12 protein-coding genes and 1 riboswitch are annotated in these 19,858 nt (G+C 67.2%); of the genes, 4 read left to right on the forward strand and 8 right to left on the reverse strand.

Going from position 1 to position 19,858, the window contains the following annotated elements:
* Positions 1 to 167: 167 nt before the first annotated feature.
* A complete protein-coding gene (locus QE373_RS15325; RefSeq protein WP_309689856.1) occupies positions 168 to 2,624 on the reverse strand; it encodes a prolyl oligopeptidase family serine peptidase in 2,457 nt (818 codons plus the stop codon).
* A gap of 160 nt (positions 2,625 to 2,784) precedes the next feature.
* Positions 2,785 to 2,858, forward strand: a riboswitch (S-adenosyl-L-homocysteine riboswitch).
* A gap of 35 nt (positions 2,859 to 2,893) precedes the next feature.
* Here QE373_RS15325 and ahcY point away from each other — a divergent pair.
* Both ahcY and ybaK read left to right on the forward strand, forming a co-directional pair.
* A complete protein-coding gene (gene ahcY, locus QE373_RS15330) occupies positions 2,894 to 4,339 on the forward strand; it encodes an adenosylhomocysteinase (RefSeq protein ID WP_309688077.1) in 1,446 nt (481 codons plus the stop codon).
* Positions 4,340 to 4,495: 156 nt separating this feature from the next.
* Positions 4,496 to 4,963: a Cys-tRNA(Pro) deacylase gene (gene ybaK, locus QE373_RS15335; protein WP_309688080.1), complete on the forward strand. Its 468-nt coding sequence runs from the start codon at positions 4,496 to 4,498 to the stop codon at positions 4,961 to 4,963.
* Positions 4,964 to 5,109: 146 nt separating this feature from the next.
* On the opposite strand, the gene QE373_RS15340 is transcribed toward ybaK, so the two are convergent.
* The 3 genes from QE373_RS15340 to QE373_RS15350 all read right to left on the reverse strand — a co-directional run bounded on the left by QE373_RS15340 (position 5,110) and on the right by QE373_RS15350 (position 8,516).
* Positions 5,110 to 5,667 (reverse strand): DUF3228 family protein, encoded by a 558-nt coding sequence (locus QE373_RS15340; RefSeq protein WP_309688082.1) that lies wholly within the window; start codon positions 5,665 to 5,667, stop codon positions 5,110 to 5,112.
* An 83-nt stretch (positions 5,668 to 5,750) separates the two neighbouring features.
* Positions 5,751 to 7,982, reverse strand: a complete 2,232-nt coding sequence (locus QE373_RS15345) for a hypothetical protein (protein WP_309688086.1) — start codon at positions 7,980 to 7,982, stop codon at positions 5,751 to 5,753.
* Positions 7,983 to 8,201: 219 nt separating this feature from the next.
* Positions 8,202 to 8,516: a transcriptional regulator gene (locus QE373_RS15350; protein WP_309688089.1), complete on the reverse strand. Its 315-nt coding sequence runs from the start codon at positions 8,514 to 8,516 to the stop codon at positions 8,202 to 8,204.
* A 533-nt stretch (positions 8,517 to 9,049) separates the two neighbouring features.
* On the opposite strand from QE373_RS15350, the gene metF reads away from it, so the two are divergent.
* Both metF and QE373_RS15360 read left to right on the forward strand, forming a co-directional pair.
* Complete coding sequence (metF, locus tag QE373_RS15355) at positions 9,050 to 9,877, forward strand: methylenetetrahydrofolate reductase [NAD(P)H] (RefSeq protein WP_309688091.1); 828 nt, start codon at positions 9,050 to 9,052, stop codon at positions 9,875 to 9,877.
* A 46-nt stretch (positions 9,878 to 9,923) separates the two neighbouring features.
* Positions 9,924 to 10,499 carry a DUF4124 domain-containing protein gene (locus tag QE373_RS15360; protein ID WP_309688093.1) on the forward strand — a complete coding sequence of 192 codons (576 nt, stop codon included), beginning with the start codon at positions 9,924 to 9,926 and terminating at the stop codon, positions 10,497 to 10,499.
* Between the two features lie 138 nt (positions 10,500 to 10,637).
* On the opposite strand, the gene QE373_RS15365 is transcribed toward QE373_RS15360, so the two are convergent.
* The 4 genes from QE373_RS15365 to QE373_RS15380 form a co-directional block, all read right to left on the reverse strand.
* Entirely contained in the window at positions 10,638 to 11,591 is a 954-nt protein-coding gene (locus tag QE373_RS15365; protein WP_309688095.1) for a Nudix family hydrolase, read from the reverse strand.
* 215 nt (positions 11,592 to 11,806) lie between these two features.
* Positions 11,807 to 15,484: an autotransporter domain-containing protein gene (locus tag QE373_RS15370; protein ID WP_309688097.1), complete on the reverse strand. Its 3,678-nt coding sequence runs from the start codon at positions 15,482 to 15,484 to the stop codon at positions 11,807 to 11,809.
* A gap of 394 nt (positions 15,485 to 15,878) precedes the next feature.
* Positions 15,879 to 18,608 (reverse strand): preprotein translocase subunit SecA, encoded by a 2,730-nt coding sequence (secA, locus tag QE373_RS15375; protein ID WP_309688103.1) that lies wholly within the window; start codon positions 18,606 to 18,608, stop codon positions 15,879 to 15,881.
* A gap of 287 nt (positions 18,609 to 18,895) precedes the next feature.
* Positions 18,896 to 19,849, reverse strand: coding sequence for a M23 family metallopeptidase (locus QE373_RS15380; RefSeq protein ID WP_057507816.1), 954 nt, complete (start codon positions 19,847 to 19,849; stop codon positions 18,896 to 18,898).
* Between the last annotated feature and the right edge of the window lie 9 nt (positions 19,850 to 19,858).

Consider the following 19,858-nt stretch of genomic DNA (forward strand, 5'->3'; position numbering starts at 1 on the left):
TGCCGACGGTTGGTTTCAGTAGTGACGGCCAAGCCCGCCTGGTAGTGACGGCCGCTGGCCGTCTGCTCCTGCCCGGTAGTGACGGCCGCTGGCCGTCTTCTGCCGTTCACCGCTGCGCTCGCCGAGCATGGCTCGGCGCTACCTTTTCCGCCGGGCACGGCTGGCCGCTACCTTTCCGCCTGGCGGCCAATACGTTCGCCCTTGCCGATGGTCTGCTCCAGCCAGCGTTCGCTCTCGGCCAGCATCGTCATGATCGATTCGCGCGCGCGGTAGGCGTGCGATTCGTTGGGCAGCATCACCAGCCGCGATGTGCCTCCCAGCCCCTTCACCGCTGCGAACATGCGCTCGCTCTGCATCGGGAAGGTACCGGAGTTGTTGTCGTCCACGCCGTGGATGAAGAGGATCGGGTCCTTGATGTTGCCGGCGTAGTTGAACGGCGACATCTTCAGATAGGTGTCCTGCGCCTGCCAGTAGTTGCGCTCTTCGGCCTGGAAACCAAACGGCGTCAGCGTGCGGTTGTAAGCGCCGCTGCGCGCGATGCCGGCCTTGAACAGGCGGCTGTGCGCCAGCAGGTTGGCGGTCATGAATGCACCGTAGGAATGCCCGCCGATGGCGATGTGATCGCGATCGGTGACACCGCGGCGCACCACCTCATCCACCGCGGCCTGCGCGTTGGACACCAGCTGTTCCAGATAGGTGTCGTTGGGCTCCTTGTCGCCCTCGCCGATGATCGGCATGGTCGGGCTGGCCAGCACCGCATAGCCCTTGGCCAGGAACGCCTGCGGGCCCCAGTAGCTGACCGCATTGAACAGGTACGGCGAACCGGTGACCTGGCTGGCGGCCGCCGCGCTTTTGTACTCGCCGGGGTAGGCCCACATCAGCAGCGGGCGCGGGCCATCACGCTTGGGGTCATAACCGGGCGGCAGCAGCAGGGTCGCGGTCAGGTCCACGCCGTCCTTGCGCTTGTAACGGATCTGTTCCTTGCTGACCCCGCGCAGCTGCGGCAGCGGATGGGCGAAGGTGGTGAGCGCACGCGGTGCAGCGGCCGCATCACCCAACGGCTGCACGAAGTAGTTCGCCGGCTGCTCCGGGCTTTCGCGGGTGAACAGCAGCGAGGCGGCATCGGCCCCCAGCAGCGCGATCGGCACCGAATAGGTCGGCGCCTGCGAATGGAACAGGCGGGTGGTCTTGCCGGTCGCCAGCTCGTAGCGGTCCAGGAACGGTCGGTCGCCTTCGGCCGATGCACCTGCTCCGTAGAAGTAGATGCTGTTGCCATCGGCGCTGGTCTGCAGCAGCGCGCGGCCGTTGTCATCGCGCAGCGTGCCCGGCTTGCCGGGATCGCTGTAACGGTCCTGCGCATCGCGGTCGAACAGCAGCTTCGGATCGGTCGCCGCCTCATCCGGGGCGATCAACCAGATCTTGGTGCGGCGGGTCTTCCACCACGACTCGTTGAGCAGGGCCAGGTCGCCGCGCGCCCAGGTGATGCCGGCATAACGGCTGCCAAGCCGGGCCAGGGTCACCGGCGGCCTGTCGAACGGGGCGGCCTGCATCAGCACCGCATCGCGGATGCTGGCCTCGCGGTTCGGATCCCCGCCGTCCTGCGCTTCGGCCCATACCAGGGTGGCCGGCGTATCGGCACGCCAGGTGATGTCACGCACGCCGGTCACTTCGGCATCGTTGCCGGTCGGCAGGCCTTCCACCAGCGGCCGCGTGGCCACGGCATGCACCAGCTTGCCGGCGCGGTCGAGCACGTCGATGCGGCGCGGGAAGCTGCCCACCGGCACCACGTAGGAGTACGGCCGTTGCACGCGCTGGCTGAGCAGGTAGCCGCCATCGGGCGAAAGGCTCAGGCCGAGATACACACCGGCCGCGCCGACGGCCTTGGCCTGGCCGTCCAGGCCGATTTCGGTGGGCTGGCTGGTGGCGTAGTAATCGAACAGGCGCGCGTCAGCCTCGTTCTTCAGCAGGTCCTGGTAGGTGCGGATGGACACCACGCCGCTGCCTTCGCTGGTCTGCTGGACGGCTGGGCCGGTTGGCGCCACCTCGCGCGATGGCGGGCTGCCGGCGTTGCCAAGGCGGCTCATCGCCAGCAGACCGCGGCTGTCGGGAAGCCACTGGTAGCCATCGCCGAGCACGGTGTTCAGCTCACCGCGCAGCCGGCGCGCGCTGGCGTTGGCGACGTCCACCAGCCACAGTTCGTTGGCACCGCTGGCCGGATCGACCTGGTTGAAGGCCAGCCACTTCTGGTCCGGCGACCATGCCAGGCTGGCCACCGACAGCGCCGGCGGCAGGCCGGTGATCTGCCGTTCCTTGCCATCGTTGATGCCCATCAGCCACAGCTTGGCGCCGTAGCTGAAGCGGCTGTCGGAGAACGTGCGCGGGTTGATCCGGCGGCCGGCCAACTTCAGTTCCGGCTGCGCCACCACCTCGATCGACGGCAGCGGCGGCATCTGCAGCATGGCGGCCAGATCGCGCTGCGGGGACAGGAACAGGCCCGGCGCGCGCGGCTGGTCCACCACCGCCTGCAGCGCGGCCGAAGGCAGCTCATAGCCGCTCACGGCGGTGGATTCAGCAGTGGCCGACGGGGCGGCCCACACGGCCGGCGTCATCGCCAGCAGGGCCATCGACAGCACCACTCCGTTCCAACGCCCCAGTGCGACGCACGCGCTTGCTCATGACCATCCTTTCGATGCTGGTGAATACCCGACCTTAACAGCCGCCGCGCCGTTCACCCCCTGCCGATGGTTGGGCCCCCCCCGGGCCGCGATATAATGGCGGCCTTCCCCTGCCGAGGGGCGCTGCGACCGGTCAACCGGCCAGGCTCGGAGGGTGGCAATGTAAAACGGCGCCCGGCTAGATACGAGCACCCGCTCGTCCACAACCGGAGCAATGAATGAACGCTGTTGCCAAGACCTTCTCCACCGAAGGTGACTACAAGATCGCCGATATCTCGCTGGCCGACTGGGGCCGCAAGGAACTGGACATCGCCGAGCACGAGATGCCGGGCCTGATGTCGATCCGTCGCAAGCACGCCGCCACCCTGCCGCTGAAGGGCGTGCGCGTGACCGGCTCGCTGCACATGACCATCCAGACCGCGGTGCTGATCGAAACGCTGAAGGACATCGGCGCCGACGTGCGCTGGGCCTCGTGCAACATCTTCTCCACCCAGGACCATGCCGCCGCGGCGATCGCCGCCTCCGGCACCCCGGTGTTCGCCTGGAAGGGTGAGTCGCTGGAAGAGTACTGGGACTGCACTCTGGACGCGCTGACCTTCACCCTGGCCGACGGCACCCTGACCGGTCCGGAGCTGGTGGTCGACGATGGCGGCGATGTCACCCTGCTGATCCACAAGGGCTACGAGCTGGAAAACGGCAGTACCTGGGTCGACGAGCCGGCGGCTTCGCACGAAGAGCAGGTCATCAAGAACCTGCTCAAGCGCGTTGCCAGCGAGCGTCCGGGCTACTGGGGCCGCGTGGTCAAGGACTGGAAGGGCGTCTCCGAAGAGACCACCACCGGCGTGCACCGCCTGTACCAGCTGGCCCAGGCCGGCACCCTGCTGATCCCGGCGATCAACGTCAACGACTCGGTCACCAAGAGCAAGTTCGACAACCTGTACGGCTGCCGCGAGTCGCTGGCCGATGGCCTGAAGCGCGCGATGGACGTGATGCTGGCCGGCAAGGTTGCCGTGGTCTGCGGCTATGGTGACGTCGGCAAGGGCTGCGCCGCTTCTCTGCGTGCCTACGGCGCGCGCGTGGTAGTCACCGAAATCGACCCGATCTGCGCCCTGCAGGCGGCGATGGAAGGCTTCGAGGTCAACACCATCGAATCCACCCTGGGCCGTGGCGACATCTATGTCACCACCACCGGCAACAAGGACATCATCCGCATCGAACACCTGAGCGCGATGAAGGACCAGGCCATCGTCTGCAACATCGGCCACTTCGACAACGAGATCCAGGTCGATGCGCTGAACGCGCTGGCCGGCGTGCAGAAGATCAACATCAAGCCGCAGGTCGACAAGTACGTGTTCGACAACGGCAATGCGATCTTCCTGCTGGCCGACGGCCGCCTGGTGAACCTGGGCTGCGCCACCGGCCACCCGAGCTTCGTGATGTCCAACTCGTTCGCCAACCAGACCCTGGCACAGATCGACCTGTGGGCGAACAAGGACAGCTACGAGAAGAAGGTGTACCTGCTGCCGAAGAAGCTGGACGAGGAAGTGGCCCGCCTGCACCTGGAAAAGATCGGCGTGAAGCTGACCACCCTGAGCCAGGAACAGGCCGATTACATCGGCGTGCCGGTGGAAGGCCCGTTCAAGCCGGAGCATTACCGCTACTGATTCGCGGGTAACCTCGCAGATCGTCTGGACGGGCGCCTTCGGGCGCCCGTTTTTGTTCGATTCCCGGTAGTGCCGGCCGCTGGCCGGTGTGCCTGGAATGCCGAGTCCGTAGCTTGGGTCAAGTCACGCCGGAGGCTACGGCGCTACGATCCCCCCATGACTCCGGCCATCAACCTGCTCCAACGCGAAAAAATCGCCCATACCGTGCGCAGCTACGTGCACGACGCGCAGGCCGGTTCCTATGGCGGCGAAGCCGTGCAGAAGCTGGGGCTGAAGGCCGAACAGGTGTTCAAGACCCTGCTCGCCAGCACGGAAACGCATGAGCTGCTGGTAGCCATTGTCCCGGTGGCCGGGCAGTTGGATTTGAAGGCGCTGGCCGATGTTGCCGGCTGCCGCAAATGCGCGATGGCACCGGTGGATGCGGCGCAGCGCGCGACCGGCTACCTGGTCGGTGGCATCAGCCCGCTGGGCCAGAAGAAGCGGCTGCGCACGTTCATCGATGCCAGCGCGCAGGGACTGCCGACGCTGCATGTCAGTGCCGGGCGCCGGGGGCTGGAAGTGGAGCTGGAGCCGGCCGACCTGGCGCGGTTGACGGGTGCGGTGTTCGCGACGATCCGGCGTTGAACGTGCTCGGTAGCTTCTCGCAAAAGGGGGCGCGAAAGGGGTCAGATTCCTTTTGCGCAGCAAAAGGAATCTGACCCCGTTTCCCACCGGTCATCGCCAACCCACAGCAGAAGCAGACGGCCAGCGGCCGTCACTACCGGCGCCCCCTATCCCCGCCAGTTGGCGTTGGCTTCCCAGAACGCCACAGCGCGCGCGTAGGCTTCGCGGTCCAGCGGCACGCCGGAACCTCCCTCCTCCACGCCCAGCGCGTTGCGCATCATGGTGATCGGGGCCATCGGTACTTCTTCGGGTTCGGCGGTGTAGATGCAGCCGACGATGCCCCAGTCGGCCACGATGTCGGTGCCTTCCTTCGCCAGCTGCTCTGCGCTGTACAGGATCACCACCAGGTAGTTCGCCACCGGTGATTCCACGCCTTCGAACCACCGCACCAGCACCGGTAGCTCATCGCGGTTGCGTGCTTCGTAGCCACTGCGCAGCTGCTGCCGGTTGGCTGCGGTGATCGGCACGGTCAGGCAGCGGGTGCTGGTCCAGTTTTCATACACATGCAGCTTGCAGAACGGCGCATAGCCGTCCAGCACCTTGAAGGGTGCATGGGTGTTGAGGTGCTGCACGAACTGTTCGGCCGAACAGTCCTGGATGGTGTTGGCGCGCGGCGTGCGCGGGAACAAGCGGGGGCGGGCGAATTCGGTCAGGACAATGGACATGGCGGCATCAGGGCGATCAACTCCGCCAGACTAGCCGCGCGGGCGGCACAGGGATAGTCAGCGACCTGTCCACGTTGGTGCCCTCACCGCCGTGGACTCGGCGCCTGCACGTGGAGGTGATCATCACCGTCGGGGGCCGCCCGCGCCTCCTGCGGCATCGGTAGCAGGCCATTTTCCTGCAACGTCTGGGCCACTTCGTCCACGGTGTAGCGGCGGCCCGACTGCAGGCCGTGCAAGGCGGCGAACGTGCACGCGTCGGGCGTATCGCAGCGCAGTGCGCGGGCCCCGCCTGCGGACGCGTTGGCCATGTAGTGCAGCGCTCCGCTGCGCCCGTTGGCATCGGCGAACAGGATCGTGTCGTCCAAGGCCAGGAAGCTTCCCAGATACAGCGTGAAGGGCCGAGGGTGGCCGACAGCCTGCACCAGGACCGGTGAGAACGGGTCCAGTGACCGGTTCAACGGCAAGGGATGATTCGCATGCAGTGACCGCGTTTCGTCGATATCGACGAACAGATTACGCGCCCGCGGGGCCACGTCGCCGGCCAGCACGTGATCGGCCGAGTCGGTGCAGCGCAGGCCGGTCAGCTTCTCGATGCTGGCCATGAGCAGAGCGAGGGTGTCGCCGACGATGGCTGCCCCGTGCGCCGTGTCGGTGATACTCAACTGGCCTGCCGCGCTCACCTCCACTTCCAGGAAACCTGCGTTGACGCCACTGTTTCCTGGGTGCTCGCGGTGCAGGAAATAGGCAAGATACAACCGATCATCGCCATCCACTCCGGTGTGCTGCATCACCGTGAAGCTGTTGCGCGGCATGAACTGCGGGTTCCATCCACTGGCCTCGGGTCGCAGCTGGTCATCGAGCAGCGACACCGTCAGCAGGGAGAAGATGCGCTCATCGCCCAGCCACCGCCAGGGCAAGGGTGTATCGAGCAGCATATCGTCCGCGCCACCATGGCGGCGTATGCTCAGGGGGCGCAGGGTGTGCGGCACGCGTTCGTGCACCAGTTCGCTCACCATCCAGCGCCCCATGCCGCGGGAAGTGGACATCGAGCCACCGAACAGGCCCTTGAACCAGGGCGTGTCACTGGAAGGAATGCAGAACCGCATCAGGGGCGGACGATAGCGTTGCTGCCTGACCAGCAGCCGGGCGACGCGCTCGTCGTCCACCTGCAGGCAGTCCACTGTGCCCTGGGGCGCAGCCAGCGCCTCGCGCGCGAAGGAGGGATGATCCGCCCGTGGCTGCGGGAGGACGCCGACTGGGCCCGACCCGGCCCGCTGCTGCGTTGACCCCACGGCCGCCATGCCGCGGGGCGCAGCAGCCGCACGCGGCTGCACTGCCGGATCAAGCCGTATTCCGGGAGGGTCGCCGCCGGTCTGCTCATCGGTGGACGGATAGACCGGACTCATAAGCAGTTCCTTGGGTCCGTCTGCGTAGCCGGCCATCGCGGCTTGCGCATAGCCGTGCATGGGTTCGCGCTGGCTGCTGTCGCCGTGCCGCCTGCCAGTGCCACTGCCACTGCCACTGCCACGCAGGCTGCCGCTCGTCATCGGCCTGCGCAGCGGCGCACTGCGGCGTTCCCCACCGCCGCTGGCCGGCCGCGCACCAGCATGCGCGGCATGCTGCCGCGGGTGCGGGTGGCTGGCGCCATCGCCTGCTCTGGGGGATGCCGATGCCCCCGCGAACAACCAGGCACCTGCACCCATCGGCGGCGCGCCGATGCTGGCGGCATGCGACGCAGCATCGCCGACCGGACCGACGCCACGGCGCTGTAGCTGGAGTGCGGTGCCCAGCGCAGCGTGGCCGACTGCCTGCGTGCTGTTGCCGATGCCTGATCGCCGATCGGTTGAGCCGGCAAGGCGCAGGCGGTCCATCGCCGCGTCCGCGTGCAGCACGCCGCGCAGGCTCTCATACGCCGCCCGCAGCCGTCTCACCATAGCGGCGGCAGACGAGGGCGGTGCCGGCAGTTGGCTCCCATCCGGGGTTGCATGCAGCTCATGCAGCAGCGCCACGGCGGCCAGCAACGCCAGCGTGGGATCATTGTCCAGCCCGTGCACCACCCATTCCGGCAGCAGCGCGTGCAGCGTTGCCCGTGCCCAGGCAAGCACCTGGGGCGGCGCGAGTGCCACCCACGGCAACTGTGCGGACGCTGCGGCGTATTCACCGCGACGCACGGCACCCAGCGCAAGGACGACGCGGCTTGCTGCATGCACGTGCGTCAGCTCCGGCCACGTCCGTGCGCCGGCCTGCGCGGCGCGGCGTACCAGGATGTCACCGCCCCAGCTGACCAGTTCGCGGCAGACCGCGGAAGAAGGCAACCGGCAGGTCCCCTGCTGCGGTGTGCGGTTGCCTACCTGATGCAACCGCATGGGGCGGGTGGCGGGCAGGATGGAACCAACGACGCCCATGATGTTGATGGAACCGGACGTGCTGCAGCCAGCAGACGGATGGAGGGGCATGGGGAACCTGCGGTTGGCGACGACCCGACGTTAGCGAAGCCTGCCGCCGGCGTACTGGCAGATACCGGTCATCGCCGCTCAACGCGCCGCCACCCGCACCCGCAGCCCCACCCCCAGGGCACGCAGCGTGCCCGCCACGGTGGCGAAGGTCAGCGTGCGCCTGCCCGCCAGCTGGCGGTGCAGCACCTCGCACGGCAGGCCGCAGACCCGGGCGACGCGGCGCAGGTCAGAACCCTCCACCAGGCTGAGCAGGGCTTCGGCAAGGATCGCGGCATCCCCGCCGCTTTCGACCAGGCAGCCGTCCAGGTGCCGGGCGACCTCGCGCGGGGTGCGCAGCAGGCCGCCGCCGCTGCCCCATGCCGGTTCATCGCGTGATGCGGCACGCCGTAACACTGCAGCATGCGTTCCAGCTTGTGGATGACTTCCGGCGGCAGATCATGCAGGCCTTCGCCGATCAGCGAGTGCAGGCGGGCGGCGTGGCGTGGGTGGGATGGCATGGGGGAACCTCGCAGGCCGTTGAGGCCGCCTGCGCCAGGGCGCAAGGCGGCGGACGATGCGGGTTGGAGTACCGGACCTTTCGAAAAAACCGGCGGATGAAATCCCCACGCATCGCCCGCCAGAGAGCTGGCGTGGTGATGCATTCTCCGCCGTGCCCAGGGGGCAAAACAGAGCCAATTTCGAAAAGTTTCAGGACTCCAATCCCGGCCGGTGCTTCTGCGTCACCGGCCCGGACATCCTGCGCAGCCAGCCCCCTTCGGGTCCATCAGGAAAGCTGCAATCACGCGAAAGGGGTCAGCGTCCTTTTCCCGCGGAAAAGGAATCTGACCCCGTCCCACCCAGCGGACGACAGGCAGGATCGCCGCGCAGGTTGCATATCCATCGCGATGAAGCGATATACTGACCCCGAGCCCGCCGCCGCCATTGCCATGACCTCTCTCAGTTTCGAGTTCTACCCGCCCAAGACCGACGAGCAGCGCAGCCAGCTGGACCGTACCGCCGCCAAGCTGCGCAGCTTCGGACCGGAGTACGTGTCGTGCACCTTCGGCGCCGGCGGCTCCACGCTCAGCTATACCTCCGAAACGGTGCGCCACCTCAAGCAGCACCACCGCTTCGAGGCGGCCCCGCATCTTTCCTGCGTCGGCGGCAGCCGGCAGGAAATCCGCGAGCTGCTCAAGCTGTACCGCGCCATCGGCTGCACCCGCATCGTCGCCCTGCGCGGCGACCTGCCTTCGGGCATGGGACACCCCGGTGACCTGCGCTACGCCGCCGAGCTGATCGATTTCATTCGTGCCGAGCACGGCAACGCGTTCCGCATCGAAGTCGGCGCGTATCCGGAAACCCATCCGCAGGCCAGCGATGCACTGGCCGACCTGAAGCACTTCAAGGCCAAGGTGGATGCCGGCGCCGATGCAGCGATCACCCAGTATTTCTACAACGCAGACGCCTACTTCCATTTCGTCGATGCGGTACGCGCGCTCGGCGTCAGCGTGCCGATCGTGCCGGGCATCATGCCGATCTCCAACTTCAGCCAGCTGCGTCGTTTTTCTGAACAGTGCGGCGCGGAAATCCCGCGCTGGATCGGGCGCAAGATGCAGGCTTACGGCGATGACAGCGAATCGATCCGCGCGTTCGGCGCGGAGGTGGTGGCGCAGCTGTGCCAGCGATTGCTGGACGGCGGCGCGCCGGGGCTGCATTTCTACACATTGAACCTGGCCAAGCCGACGACGTCGGTGCTGAAACTGCTGCGCAGCTGACGCGTTTTCATCGCACAGGCGGGCGCTGGGCGCTACCCTGCTGGCAATGAGAACCCTTGCCTGCCTGCCGTTGCTCCTGCTGCTGTCCGCCCTGCCTGCACCGGCCCACGCGCAGCAGGCGCCGCGCTTGAACCGCTGCACCGATGCTGGCGGACAAAGTGTCTACACCGATCGCCCCTGCGAAAGCCTCGGCGCCCGTTCGCGGCTGCCTGAACCCGCCACCGCAGCGGCCGGCAACACCCAGCAGCGCAATACGCTCGGGGCCAGCTGCCCGCGTCGGCTGAGTGAACTGGTGGGCGCGCTGCGTGGCGCGATGGCCGCCAACGACGTCAATCGGCTATCCACGCTGTACCTGTGGGGAGCGGTATCCGACGCCGGTGCGCAGCGCATCCTGGGCCAGCTGGAGTCCATCGCACGGCGTCCGCTGGTGGATATCGTGCCGGTCTACCCGCAACGGCAGGAACCGCTGCTGCCCGCGGCCGATGGCATGGTCGAAGCCGTGGACGACCGACCCAATCCGATCGCACTGCGGTTGGAACAGGTGCTGCCGGGCACCGCCACGCCGGCACGCAGCGTGCTGGGGCTGCGCCGGCAGTACGGATGTTTCTGGATCACGCTGTAAGCGCTTTGTTGCCGCGCTTGGCGCTTGCGATGGCCGGCGGGGTTCCGGTCCGGCAATGCGATGGCGGACGCAGGCCGTGCTCCGCGCTCGCCGAGCATGGCGCGGCGCTACTGTTTGCGCAGTCGCACGGTAGTCAGGTCAGGCAGGCCACAGGCCGCGGATGGAGGCGATGCCCTGGGCGCCGTGGCGGCGGGCGGTGACGATGTCATCGGGCCCCAGGCCGCCCAGCGCGTAGATCGGCAGGGCCACCTGCGCGCGCAGCGCGGCGAAGCGCTCCCAGCCCATCGGATCGGCACCGGGATGGCTGGCTGTGGCCTGCACCGGCCCCAGCACCACGAAATCACAGCCCAGTTGCTGTGCAGCGTGCAGCTGCGCCAGGTCATGGCATGAGGCCGCGACCAGCTGGTCGGCCGGTAGCGGCCGCTCCTGCAGCGTGGCCAGTTGCTCGGCCCCCAGGTGCACGCCGACACCGAGCGTGCGGGCCAGGTCGATATCGCGGTTGAGCAGCCACTGCCCTGCACGGCGATGGCCGCGTACCACTGCTTCGCACAGCGCCACGCGCCGCGGATGGTCGGGCGGCAGGCGCAGCTGGATGCGCTGGTGCCCTTCCGCCAGGGCACGCCGCAGCTGCTCGCTCCAGCGCAGCTGGTCGCTGTCGTCGTCGGCCGGCGGCGGGGTGATCAGGTAGCGGTCGGGCTGGCGCAGCGCGGCCACCACCGGCAGGTCGGCCGGCGGCATGGAATAGCGTCCCAGCTTTTCCGGCGCCACCCAGGTGATCGCCTGGCCTTCTCGGCCACGCGGGCTGCCCTTCCAGCTGCGGATATGCCGCACTTCCAGCACCAGGTCCTTGTCCGGGTAACACTGCGGCACGTCCATCAGCCAATCGCCGACGTCGGCCTCGATGCCGAGTTCTTCGTGCAGTTCGCGGGCCAGCGCCTGTTCGGAGCTTTCGCCGGGTTCGCGTTTGCCGCCCGGGAATTCCCACAGGCCGGCCAGATCGCTGTGTTCAGTGCGACGGTTGAGCAGCACGCGACCACGTGCGTCGGTGATGACGCCCGCCACCACATGGATGGATCGTTTGGGAGAAGACATGGAGGCAGCATGCCGAAAACGGCGGAGATGACGCAAGCTGCATGGATAGGCCGTGACGACCAGCGGTCGTCACTCACCGGAGCAGGAGCTTGACGGCCAGCGGCCGTCACTACCGGAGCAACGGGGGGGCAGAGCGTCCTGCGCGGCCGCTCGGCGAAAACGAAAACGGGCTCCCGAAGGAGCCCGTTGCCGTCCTGCTACTGCTCAGCGATGGATCAGAACGCCACGTTCCAGTTCAGCTGTGCACCGACTTCGCGCTGGCCATCACCGGCGCGGCCCTGCGCGGCGAAGGACAGTCGGCTGCGGCTGGAGGTATTGACCGACACGCCCAGCTCGGCGATGCCGACGTTGCGCGCCAGCGGCAGGCCCTGCACGGTGAAGCCGTTGCTGCCGGCCACGAAGCGGTGCGTCGAGTCCGCGCGCAGCTCACCGGCCGCGTTCTGCCAGGCCAGGCCGGCTTCCAGTCGCGCACCGTCCTGTTGGCCGCCGCTGATGTCCCACGCGGCGCGCACGCCGGCCGTGGTGGTCCACGCTTCGTCCTTGCTGGCAGCGATCGCCAGGGCGGCATTGCCCCCGGTTTCGACGCCGGCATCGGTGGACAGGCGGGTGTAGGCCACGGCCACGTACGGGGTCAGCGTCATTGCATCGTCGATCTGGAAATCCCAGCCGCCTTCGGCGAAACCACTGACCGCATGCGCGTCACGGCGGTTGGCCAGGCTCTGCCCCCATGCCGTGCCGGCACCGACGGTACGCCGGGTATCCAGCTGGTAATCGGCATAGCTGGCGCCGCCGTTGAGGTAGGCATTGTCGCCCCGGAAACCGGCATACAGGCCACCGTGCACGGCATCCACGTCGGTTGTCGCGTTGCGTGCATTGACCTGCTGGCGCAGGGACTCTGGGCCACCGGCCACGCCGACGATCCAGCGCTCGCCGATGCTCCAGTCGGCACCGGCCATCAGGCCCTGGCGGTGGTCGCGGGTGCGTGCTGCACTGCCGTTGCCATCGCGCTGGCTGGAGGCACCGCTGCCGCCGATCCAGGCAGACGGGCCGTCGCCGGCCGGCATGCCGCTGCGCAGGCGCTGGCTGATGCCATCGCGCAGGAAGCGGTCTTCCAGCAGCAGGGCGCGGTTGCTGGCGTGGATTTCACCGGACAGGTCATCAAACGCCAGGCGGGCACTGTCCGCGTCCAGCATCAGCAGGCGGTTGTACAGCGCAAGCGCCTCACCGGACTGCTGCAGCGTATCCAGCGCGGCCGCCGTGGCCAGCTGGTTGCCGGTCGCTGCGGCGGTGACGAACACCTCCAGCGGCGGCGGCGGGGTGACCGGATCGACCGGCGGGGTGATCGGATCCACCGGCGGTTCGACCGGCGGGTCGACCGGATCCACCGGCGGGTCCACCGGCGGATCAACCGGGCCGGTGCCCTTCACGGCGATGTTCAGCCGCACATCGTTGGCGGTGTAGCTCAGCGAAGTATCCAGGAACGCCGAACGCGAGATCACATCGTCGAAGGTACCGGTCACGCCCTGTGCTGCGCTCAGGATCGTGTAGGTCTGCCCGTCCTGGTAGCTGGTGGCCGGATCCAGCGCGGTGACGCGCACGCCGGTGTCGCCCATCTGGCCGACGTTGGCACCCCGGCCGATATACGCCTTGCCGGTCACGGTCAGCAGGTCGGCCTGCCCGTTGCCCAGCACGTCCACGTCGAAGAAGGCCTTGTTGGCGACCTGCTCAGGCAGCAACCCGTTGGCGTTGTAGAACAGGTCACCGTCGATGGTCATCGTGCCGACGCCGGCATTGCCCGGCGACAGCGCTCCACCGTTGCGCACATAGGTGGTGCCCACCGTGGCGTTGCCGGCCAGCACGCCGCTGCCGCTGACTTCGGCCAGCGAACTGCGCCGCACTTCGCTGCCCAGCCCCGGGCCGAAATCGATGTTCTGCTGGAAGCCTGCCGCGCCGTTCAGCACCAGGGTGCCGCCGCGCACGTCGATCAGTTGCTGCGCGGCCTGGCTGGGGCCTGCGTAGCCTGCACCGGTGTACATGTCCGAGTTGATCACCAGGCTGCCGCCGTTGACGGTGATATCGCCACCGAAGGCGCGCAGGTCACCGTCCAGCGTGGTGTTGCCGGCAGCCTGGGTCAGTGCGCCGCCATGCAGGTGGCCATTGGACGTTCCCGAGGAAACCGTCTGGATGGTGTTGCCCAGGGTGATGTCACCGGTGTGGTTGAACACCAGCCCGCCCGCGTTTGCGTCCATCGAGATTGCCGCGCCGTCCAGCGTGCCGGCCTGTTCGGCGGCCAGCCACTGCGGGCCGCCATCGGCGACCGACCACGTGGCCATGCCGCCGCCCAGCACCAGGTAGCCGCTCTGGTCCAGCAGGATGCCGCTGCCACCGGCCACCCGCCCACCGTTGTTCACGCTCAGCATGCCGTAGGGACCGCGCATCAGCACCGCGCCCACGGTCAGGCCGTTCACCGCTTCGATGGCCGAGCCGGCGCCACTGACACGCGTCTGTTCGTCCAGCAAAGCCGGCGCCATGGTGACGTCGTTGAGGCCGCCGCTGATGTTCACTGAATCACTGCGGATGACCGCACCATCGAGCACGTCCAGATTGGTGCTGATCGCCATGGCGCCGGTGTTGGTCCAGCGCGTGTCCGCACCGGTGATGCGCGCCGTGCTCGCGGTCGGGCCGTAGCTGTCCTTGATCGCCGCGCGATCGGATTCGATCACGCCACCGGCTTCCAGCAGCAGGTGGTTGCTTGCGTCCACGCGCGCGGCGCGGATCGCCGAGCCTGCACCGGTCACCACGATGCTGCCGGTCTGGCCGAAATCACCACTGCCCAGTGCGTCGTACTTTTCCGCATTGACCTCGTCGGCGGTGACCACGCCGCCGCCTTCGACACGCAGCGTGCCGTCACCGTTCTGGCCTACCCGCACGGTGGTGGCGTCGACCACCGATCCCGCCCCGCTTACCGTCAGCGTGCCGGTGGCGTTGTTGGAGGTGCCGAGCACCAGATCCTGCGATACCAGCTGGCCGCCGCCGCTGACGGTGATCTCACCGCGGCCGCCTTGGGTGGCACCGGACTGGGTGCCGGCGCCGACATGGATGCCGCGACCGGCTTCGACCCGGCCGCCGTCCACGTTGAGGCGACCCTGGCCGACCTGGCCGACCAGCAGGTTGTTGTCGGTGACGATCAGCTCGCCGCCGTTGCGGACGTTGATCGTGCCGCTGCCCGCCGTATCCGAACCCAGGCTGATGCCGAAGTTGTTCACCACCGTATACGCCATGGTGCTGGCGACGCGCCCGCCGTCGATGTCCAGCGAGCCGGTGCCCTGACGGCCGACCAGCAACTGGCGTGCGGTCAGGCTGGAGCCGGCGCCGCTTACCAGCGCGTTGCCGGTGCCGCCTGCGCCATACCCCAGCGATACGGTGTTGTTGGACGTGGCCGTGCCACCGTCGATCAGCTGCAGGGTGCCGGTGCCTGCCTCGCCGACGCGCAGCGCCGCGCCGGTCATCTGCAGGTAGGCGGTCGGGCCGATCACCCGCAGGGTGCCATTGGCGCCGGCAACCGTGCCCAGCGACACCAGGCCATTGGAGGTCAACTGGCCGCTGCCGATGAGGTCGATCGCCACCGTGCCGGTATTGCCGATGAAGAAGCCGTCGGCGTACGCACGGGTGTCGCCGATCACCTCATCGGAGGTGAAGTCGTAGGGCACGGCGAAGGCCGGTGCCGAGGCGGCACCCAGGCCCAGTGCAGCGACCACGGCGACGCCCAGCGTCGAACGGCGGCGCGCTGCACCGACCGCGCGACCCGGCGAGGACGTGCCGGAGGCGAGTTCGGAGGCGACCTGCATGGCGCCAGTGGCGCGGTTGAAGACCAAGCGGTAAATCCTGTTCATGAAACTCCTTGGATGACGATCAGGACGCGGCGAACCGCGTCGCGCGCGGGGGATGCGCGAGAGACCCTGCGTGTGGAAGAACGCGCGGGGCCTGTGACCCTAAGGGGCGTGTCAGGTTAATCCGAGGGGGTGCGCCCTACTTTCGTGTGGGGATATGCCCTACTTGTTGGTCAGAGAATTCCGATTAGCTTCAATCGGTGACATCAATCACACGAGGCACATCGCATGTGATGTGTTTGTGGTCGCGGAATTTCTTTGATTTCCAGCTTGTTTCAGGGCGCGCATGCCGCGCTCGCGGTGGCAACGGTGCGATCACGACGCCGAAAAACGGGAATCCACGCAAAAAAAACCCCGCTTGCGCGGGGTCTTTTCAATCAGCGTCAGCGACGATGACTCAGCTCAGCTGGCCGTGGCAGTGCTTGTACTTCTTGCCGCTGCCGCACGGGCACGGATCATTGCGACCGATCTTCGGCTCGCCGCCCTGCGCCAGGCCGTCCTGCTGCGCGGCCTGCACCTGCGCGGCTTCTTCGTCGGCGCCGTAGCCGCCGGCATCCTGGTGCTGGAACTGCGACTGGCTCAGGCGCGCCTGCACCTGCTGGCGTTCGGCCGCTTCCAGTGCCGCCACTTCCTCGTCGCTGCGAATGCGCACGCGCGAGAGCATGGTCACCACTTCGCGCTTGACGTCTTCCAGCATGCCGGAGAACAGCTCGAACGCTTCCTTCTTGTATTCCTGCTTGGGCTGCTTCTGCGCGTAACCACGCAGGTAGATGCCCTGGCGCAGGTAATCCATGCGCGCCAGGTGCTCCTTCCAGCTCTGGTCGAGCACGGTCAGCATGACGTGCTTTTCCAGCGCGCGCATGGTCTCCGGGCCGACGCCGGTTTCCTTCGCTTCGAAGTGCGCGTTGACGCGCTCCTGCACCTTCTGCGCGATGCCTTCGGCGTCCAGTTCTTCGTGGGCCTTGACCAGGTCGGTGACCGACATCTCCAGGCCGAAATCGGACAGCAGCGTGGCTTCCAGGCCCGGCAGGTCCCACTGTTCGTCGATCGAGTTCGGCGGCACGAAGCGCGCCACGATGTCGAACACCACGTCGTCGCGGATGCCATCGACGTTGTCCTTCACCGACTCGGCGTCCAGCAGCTCATCGCGCTGGGCGTAGATCACCTTGCGCTGGTCGTTGTTGACGTCGTCGAAGTCGAGCAGGTTCTTGCGGATGTCGAAGTTGTGCGCTTCCACCTTGCGCTGCGCCTTTTCGATCTGGCGGCTGACCAGGCGGTCTTCGATGACGTCGTCTTCCTTCATGCCCATCATGCGCATCGCCTTCTGCACCCAGTCCGAGGCGAAGATGCGCATCAGGTTGTCTTCCAGCGACAGGTAGAAACGGGACGAACCCGGGTCACCCTGGCGGCCGGAACGGCCACGCAGCTGGTTGTCGATACGACGCGATTCGTGGCGCTCGGTGCCGACGATGTGCAGGCCACCGGCGGCCTTGACCGCGTCATGGCGGACCTGCCATTCGGCCTTGACGCTGGCGCGCTGCGCGTCGCTGGCTTCTTCGCCCATTTCGTGCAGCTCGGTTTCCAGCGAACCACCCAGCACGATGTCAGTACCGCGACCGGCCATGTTGGTGGCGATGGTCACCGCGCCCGGACGACCGGCATTGGCGACGATGGTCGCTTCGCGGTCATGCTGCTTGGCATTGAGCACTTCGTGGTGCACGCCGGCCTTGCGCAGGTGCTCGGACAGCATCTCCGAGGTTTCGATCGAGGTGGTGCCGACCAGCACCGGCTGGCCGCGCTTGTTGCATTCCTGGATGTCGGCCAGCACCGCGTTGAACTTGCCCTGGCGGTTGAGGAACACCTGGTCCGGCGAGTCCTTGCGGATGGTCGGGCGGTTGGTCGGGATGACCACCACTTCCAGGTTGTAGATGCTCTGGAATTCGAACGCTTCGGTATCGGCGGTTCCGGTCATGCCGGACAGCTTGCCGTACATGCGGAACAGGTTCTGGAAGGTGATGCTGGCCAGGGTCTGGTTTTCACGCTGGACCGGCACGCCTTCCTTCGCTTCCACGGCCTGGTGCAGGCCGTCGGACCAGCGGCGACCGGCCAGGGTGCGGCCGGTGAATTCATCGACGATGACCACTTCGCCATCGCGCACGATGTAATCCACGTCGCGCTGGTAGATGGCGTGCGCGCGCAGGGCGGCGTTGAGGTGGTGCACCACGGTCAGGTTCTGCGCGGCGTACAGGCCTTCGGTTTCCGCATCGAGGATGCCGGCTTCCACCAGCAGGCGCTCGGCGTGTTCCATGCCCGCTTCGGACAGGTGGACCTGCTTGCCCTTCTCGTCGATCCAGAAATCGCCGTCACCCTCTTCGCTTTCCTGCTTGACCAGGTTCGGCACGATGCGGTTGACGCGGATGTACAGCTCCGGGGAATCATCGGCCGGACCGGAGATGATCAGCGGGGTACGCGCTTCGTCGATCAGGATGGAGTCGACTTCATCGACGATGGCGTAGTGCAGGCCGCGCTGGTAGCGGTCGGCCTTGGACAGCGCCATGTTGTCGCGCAGGTAGTCGAAGCCGAATTCGTTGTTGGTACCGTAGGTGATGTCGCTGCCGTAGGCTTCGCGCTTGTCGCCGTGCGGCATGCCCGGGTAGACCACGCCCACGCTCAGGCCCAGCCAGTTGTACAGCTTGCCCATCTGCGCCGAGTCACGGCGGGCCAGGTAGTCGTTCACCGTGACCACGTGGACGCCCTTGCCTTCCAGCGCGTTCAGGTACACCGGCAGGGTCGCCACCAGGGTCTTGCCTTCACCGGTGCGCATCTCGGCGATCTTGCCCAGGTGCAGCACCATGCCGCCGATCAGCTGCACATCGTAGTGACGCATGCCGAGGACGCGGCGGCTGGCTTCGCGGCACACCGCGAACGCTTCCGGCAGCACCTTGTCCAGGGCCTCGCCTTCGGCGATGCGCTGCTTGAACTCCGGCGTCTTGGCCTGGAGCTGCGCATCGCTGAGCTTCTCCATGTCCGGCTCCAGCGCATTGACCTTGGCGACGATGCGGTTGAGCTGGCGCAGCTGTCGTTCATTACGACTGCCGAAAACGCGGGTAAGCAGGCTGTTGATCATTGAGGGAACCGGTTGTCAGGTGAACGCCGGCACGGCTCCCTTCAGGAATCCGCCCGCCGCAAACGAAACGGGGCGCCCAGCGCCCCGTCGATGGCATCACCCATTGTAACTTGGGATGGAGGTCGGGGGTTTCAAGCGCTTGGCGGTTCGCGGGCCGGGGGGCCAGCATCGCCATGTTCGGCGGTCGCGGTAGCGCATGTGACGACCAACGGTCGCCACCCACCACCGCGGGGCGCTGAGGCTGCCGCTGCGCTCGCCGGGCATGGCCCGGCGCTGCCGCAGGACGATCAGCCGCGGGAAACGCGCCCCACCGGCGTGTTGCCGCCATCGCCGAGGAACTTGCGGGGATTGACCACCCGGCCGCTTTCCCAGACTTCGAAGTGCACGTGGGCACCGGTGGAACGACCGGTGGAACCGGCCTTGGCCACTTCCTGCCCGGCACGGACCAGGTCACCGACCTTCACCACCAGGCGCGAGTTGTGCGCGTAACGGGTGACATAGCCGTTGCCATGGTCGACATCGACCACGTTGCCGTAGCCACCCTTCACGCCGGAGAAGCTCACCACGCCGTCGGCCACCGACATCACCGGGTCACCGACCTTGGCATGGAAATCGATGCCCTTGTGGTTGCCGGCACCGCGCCCGAACGGATCGGCGCGGGTGCCGAAGCCGGAGGTGACGTAGCTGTTGCGGATCGGCATGCGCGAGGGCACCGCGTTCTGCTGCAGCTGGTGGTCGAACATCAGCGATTCCATCACCGAAAGCTGGCTGCCTGAAGCAGCGAAACGCTGCTCCAGCACCTGTAAGTCGGCGTTGATGTCCTTGACCGGGATGTCCACGGTGGGACCGCCGGCATCGCCGTCACCCAGGCCGGGGGTTTCCTGGAAGTCGAACTCGCCGTCTTCCAGCTTGCCCATCTGGGTCAGGCGCTCACCCAGGGCGTTGAGCCGGGTGGCCTGCGCCTGCAGCTCGCCGAGGCGGGCCGCCAGTGCGTTGACTTCGGTCTGCGACTGCAGGCGTACCTGCGCCAGTTCGCGTTCCTGGCGGTCGACCTTGGCCTGCAGGCGGGAGTCGCCGAGCAGGTTGGCGCCCATTCCACCGGCGAAGCCGATAATGCAGCCCATGCCCAGCACGCTGCCCAACAGGGCGCGGGGGCGGTCTTCGAAATAGAAGCGAAGACGCGCAAGGGGCGTTTTTGCCTTTCCATCACGCGTTTTGATTACGATCTTTTTAAATGCCATCAGTGAGTT

This window comes from Stenotrophomonas sp. SORGH_AS_0321, from assembly GCF_031453215.1.
Lineage (GTDB): Bacteria > Pseudomonadota > Gammaproteobacteria > Xanthomonadales > Xanthomonadaceae > Stenotrophomonas > Stenotrophomonas chelatiphaga.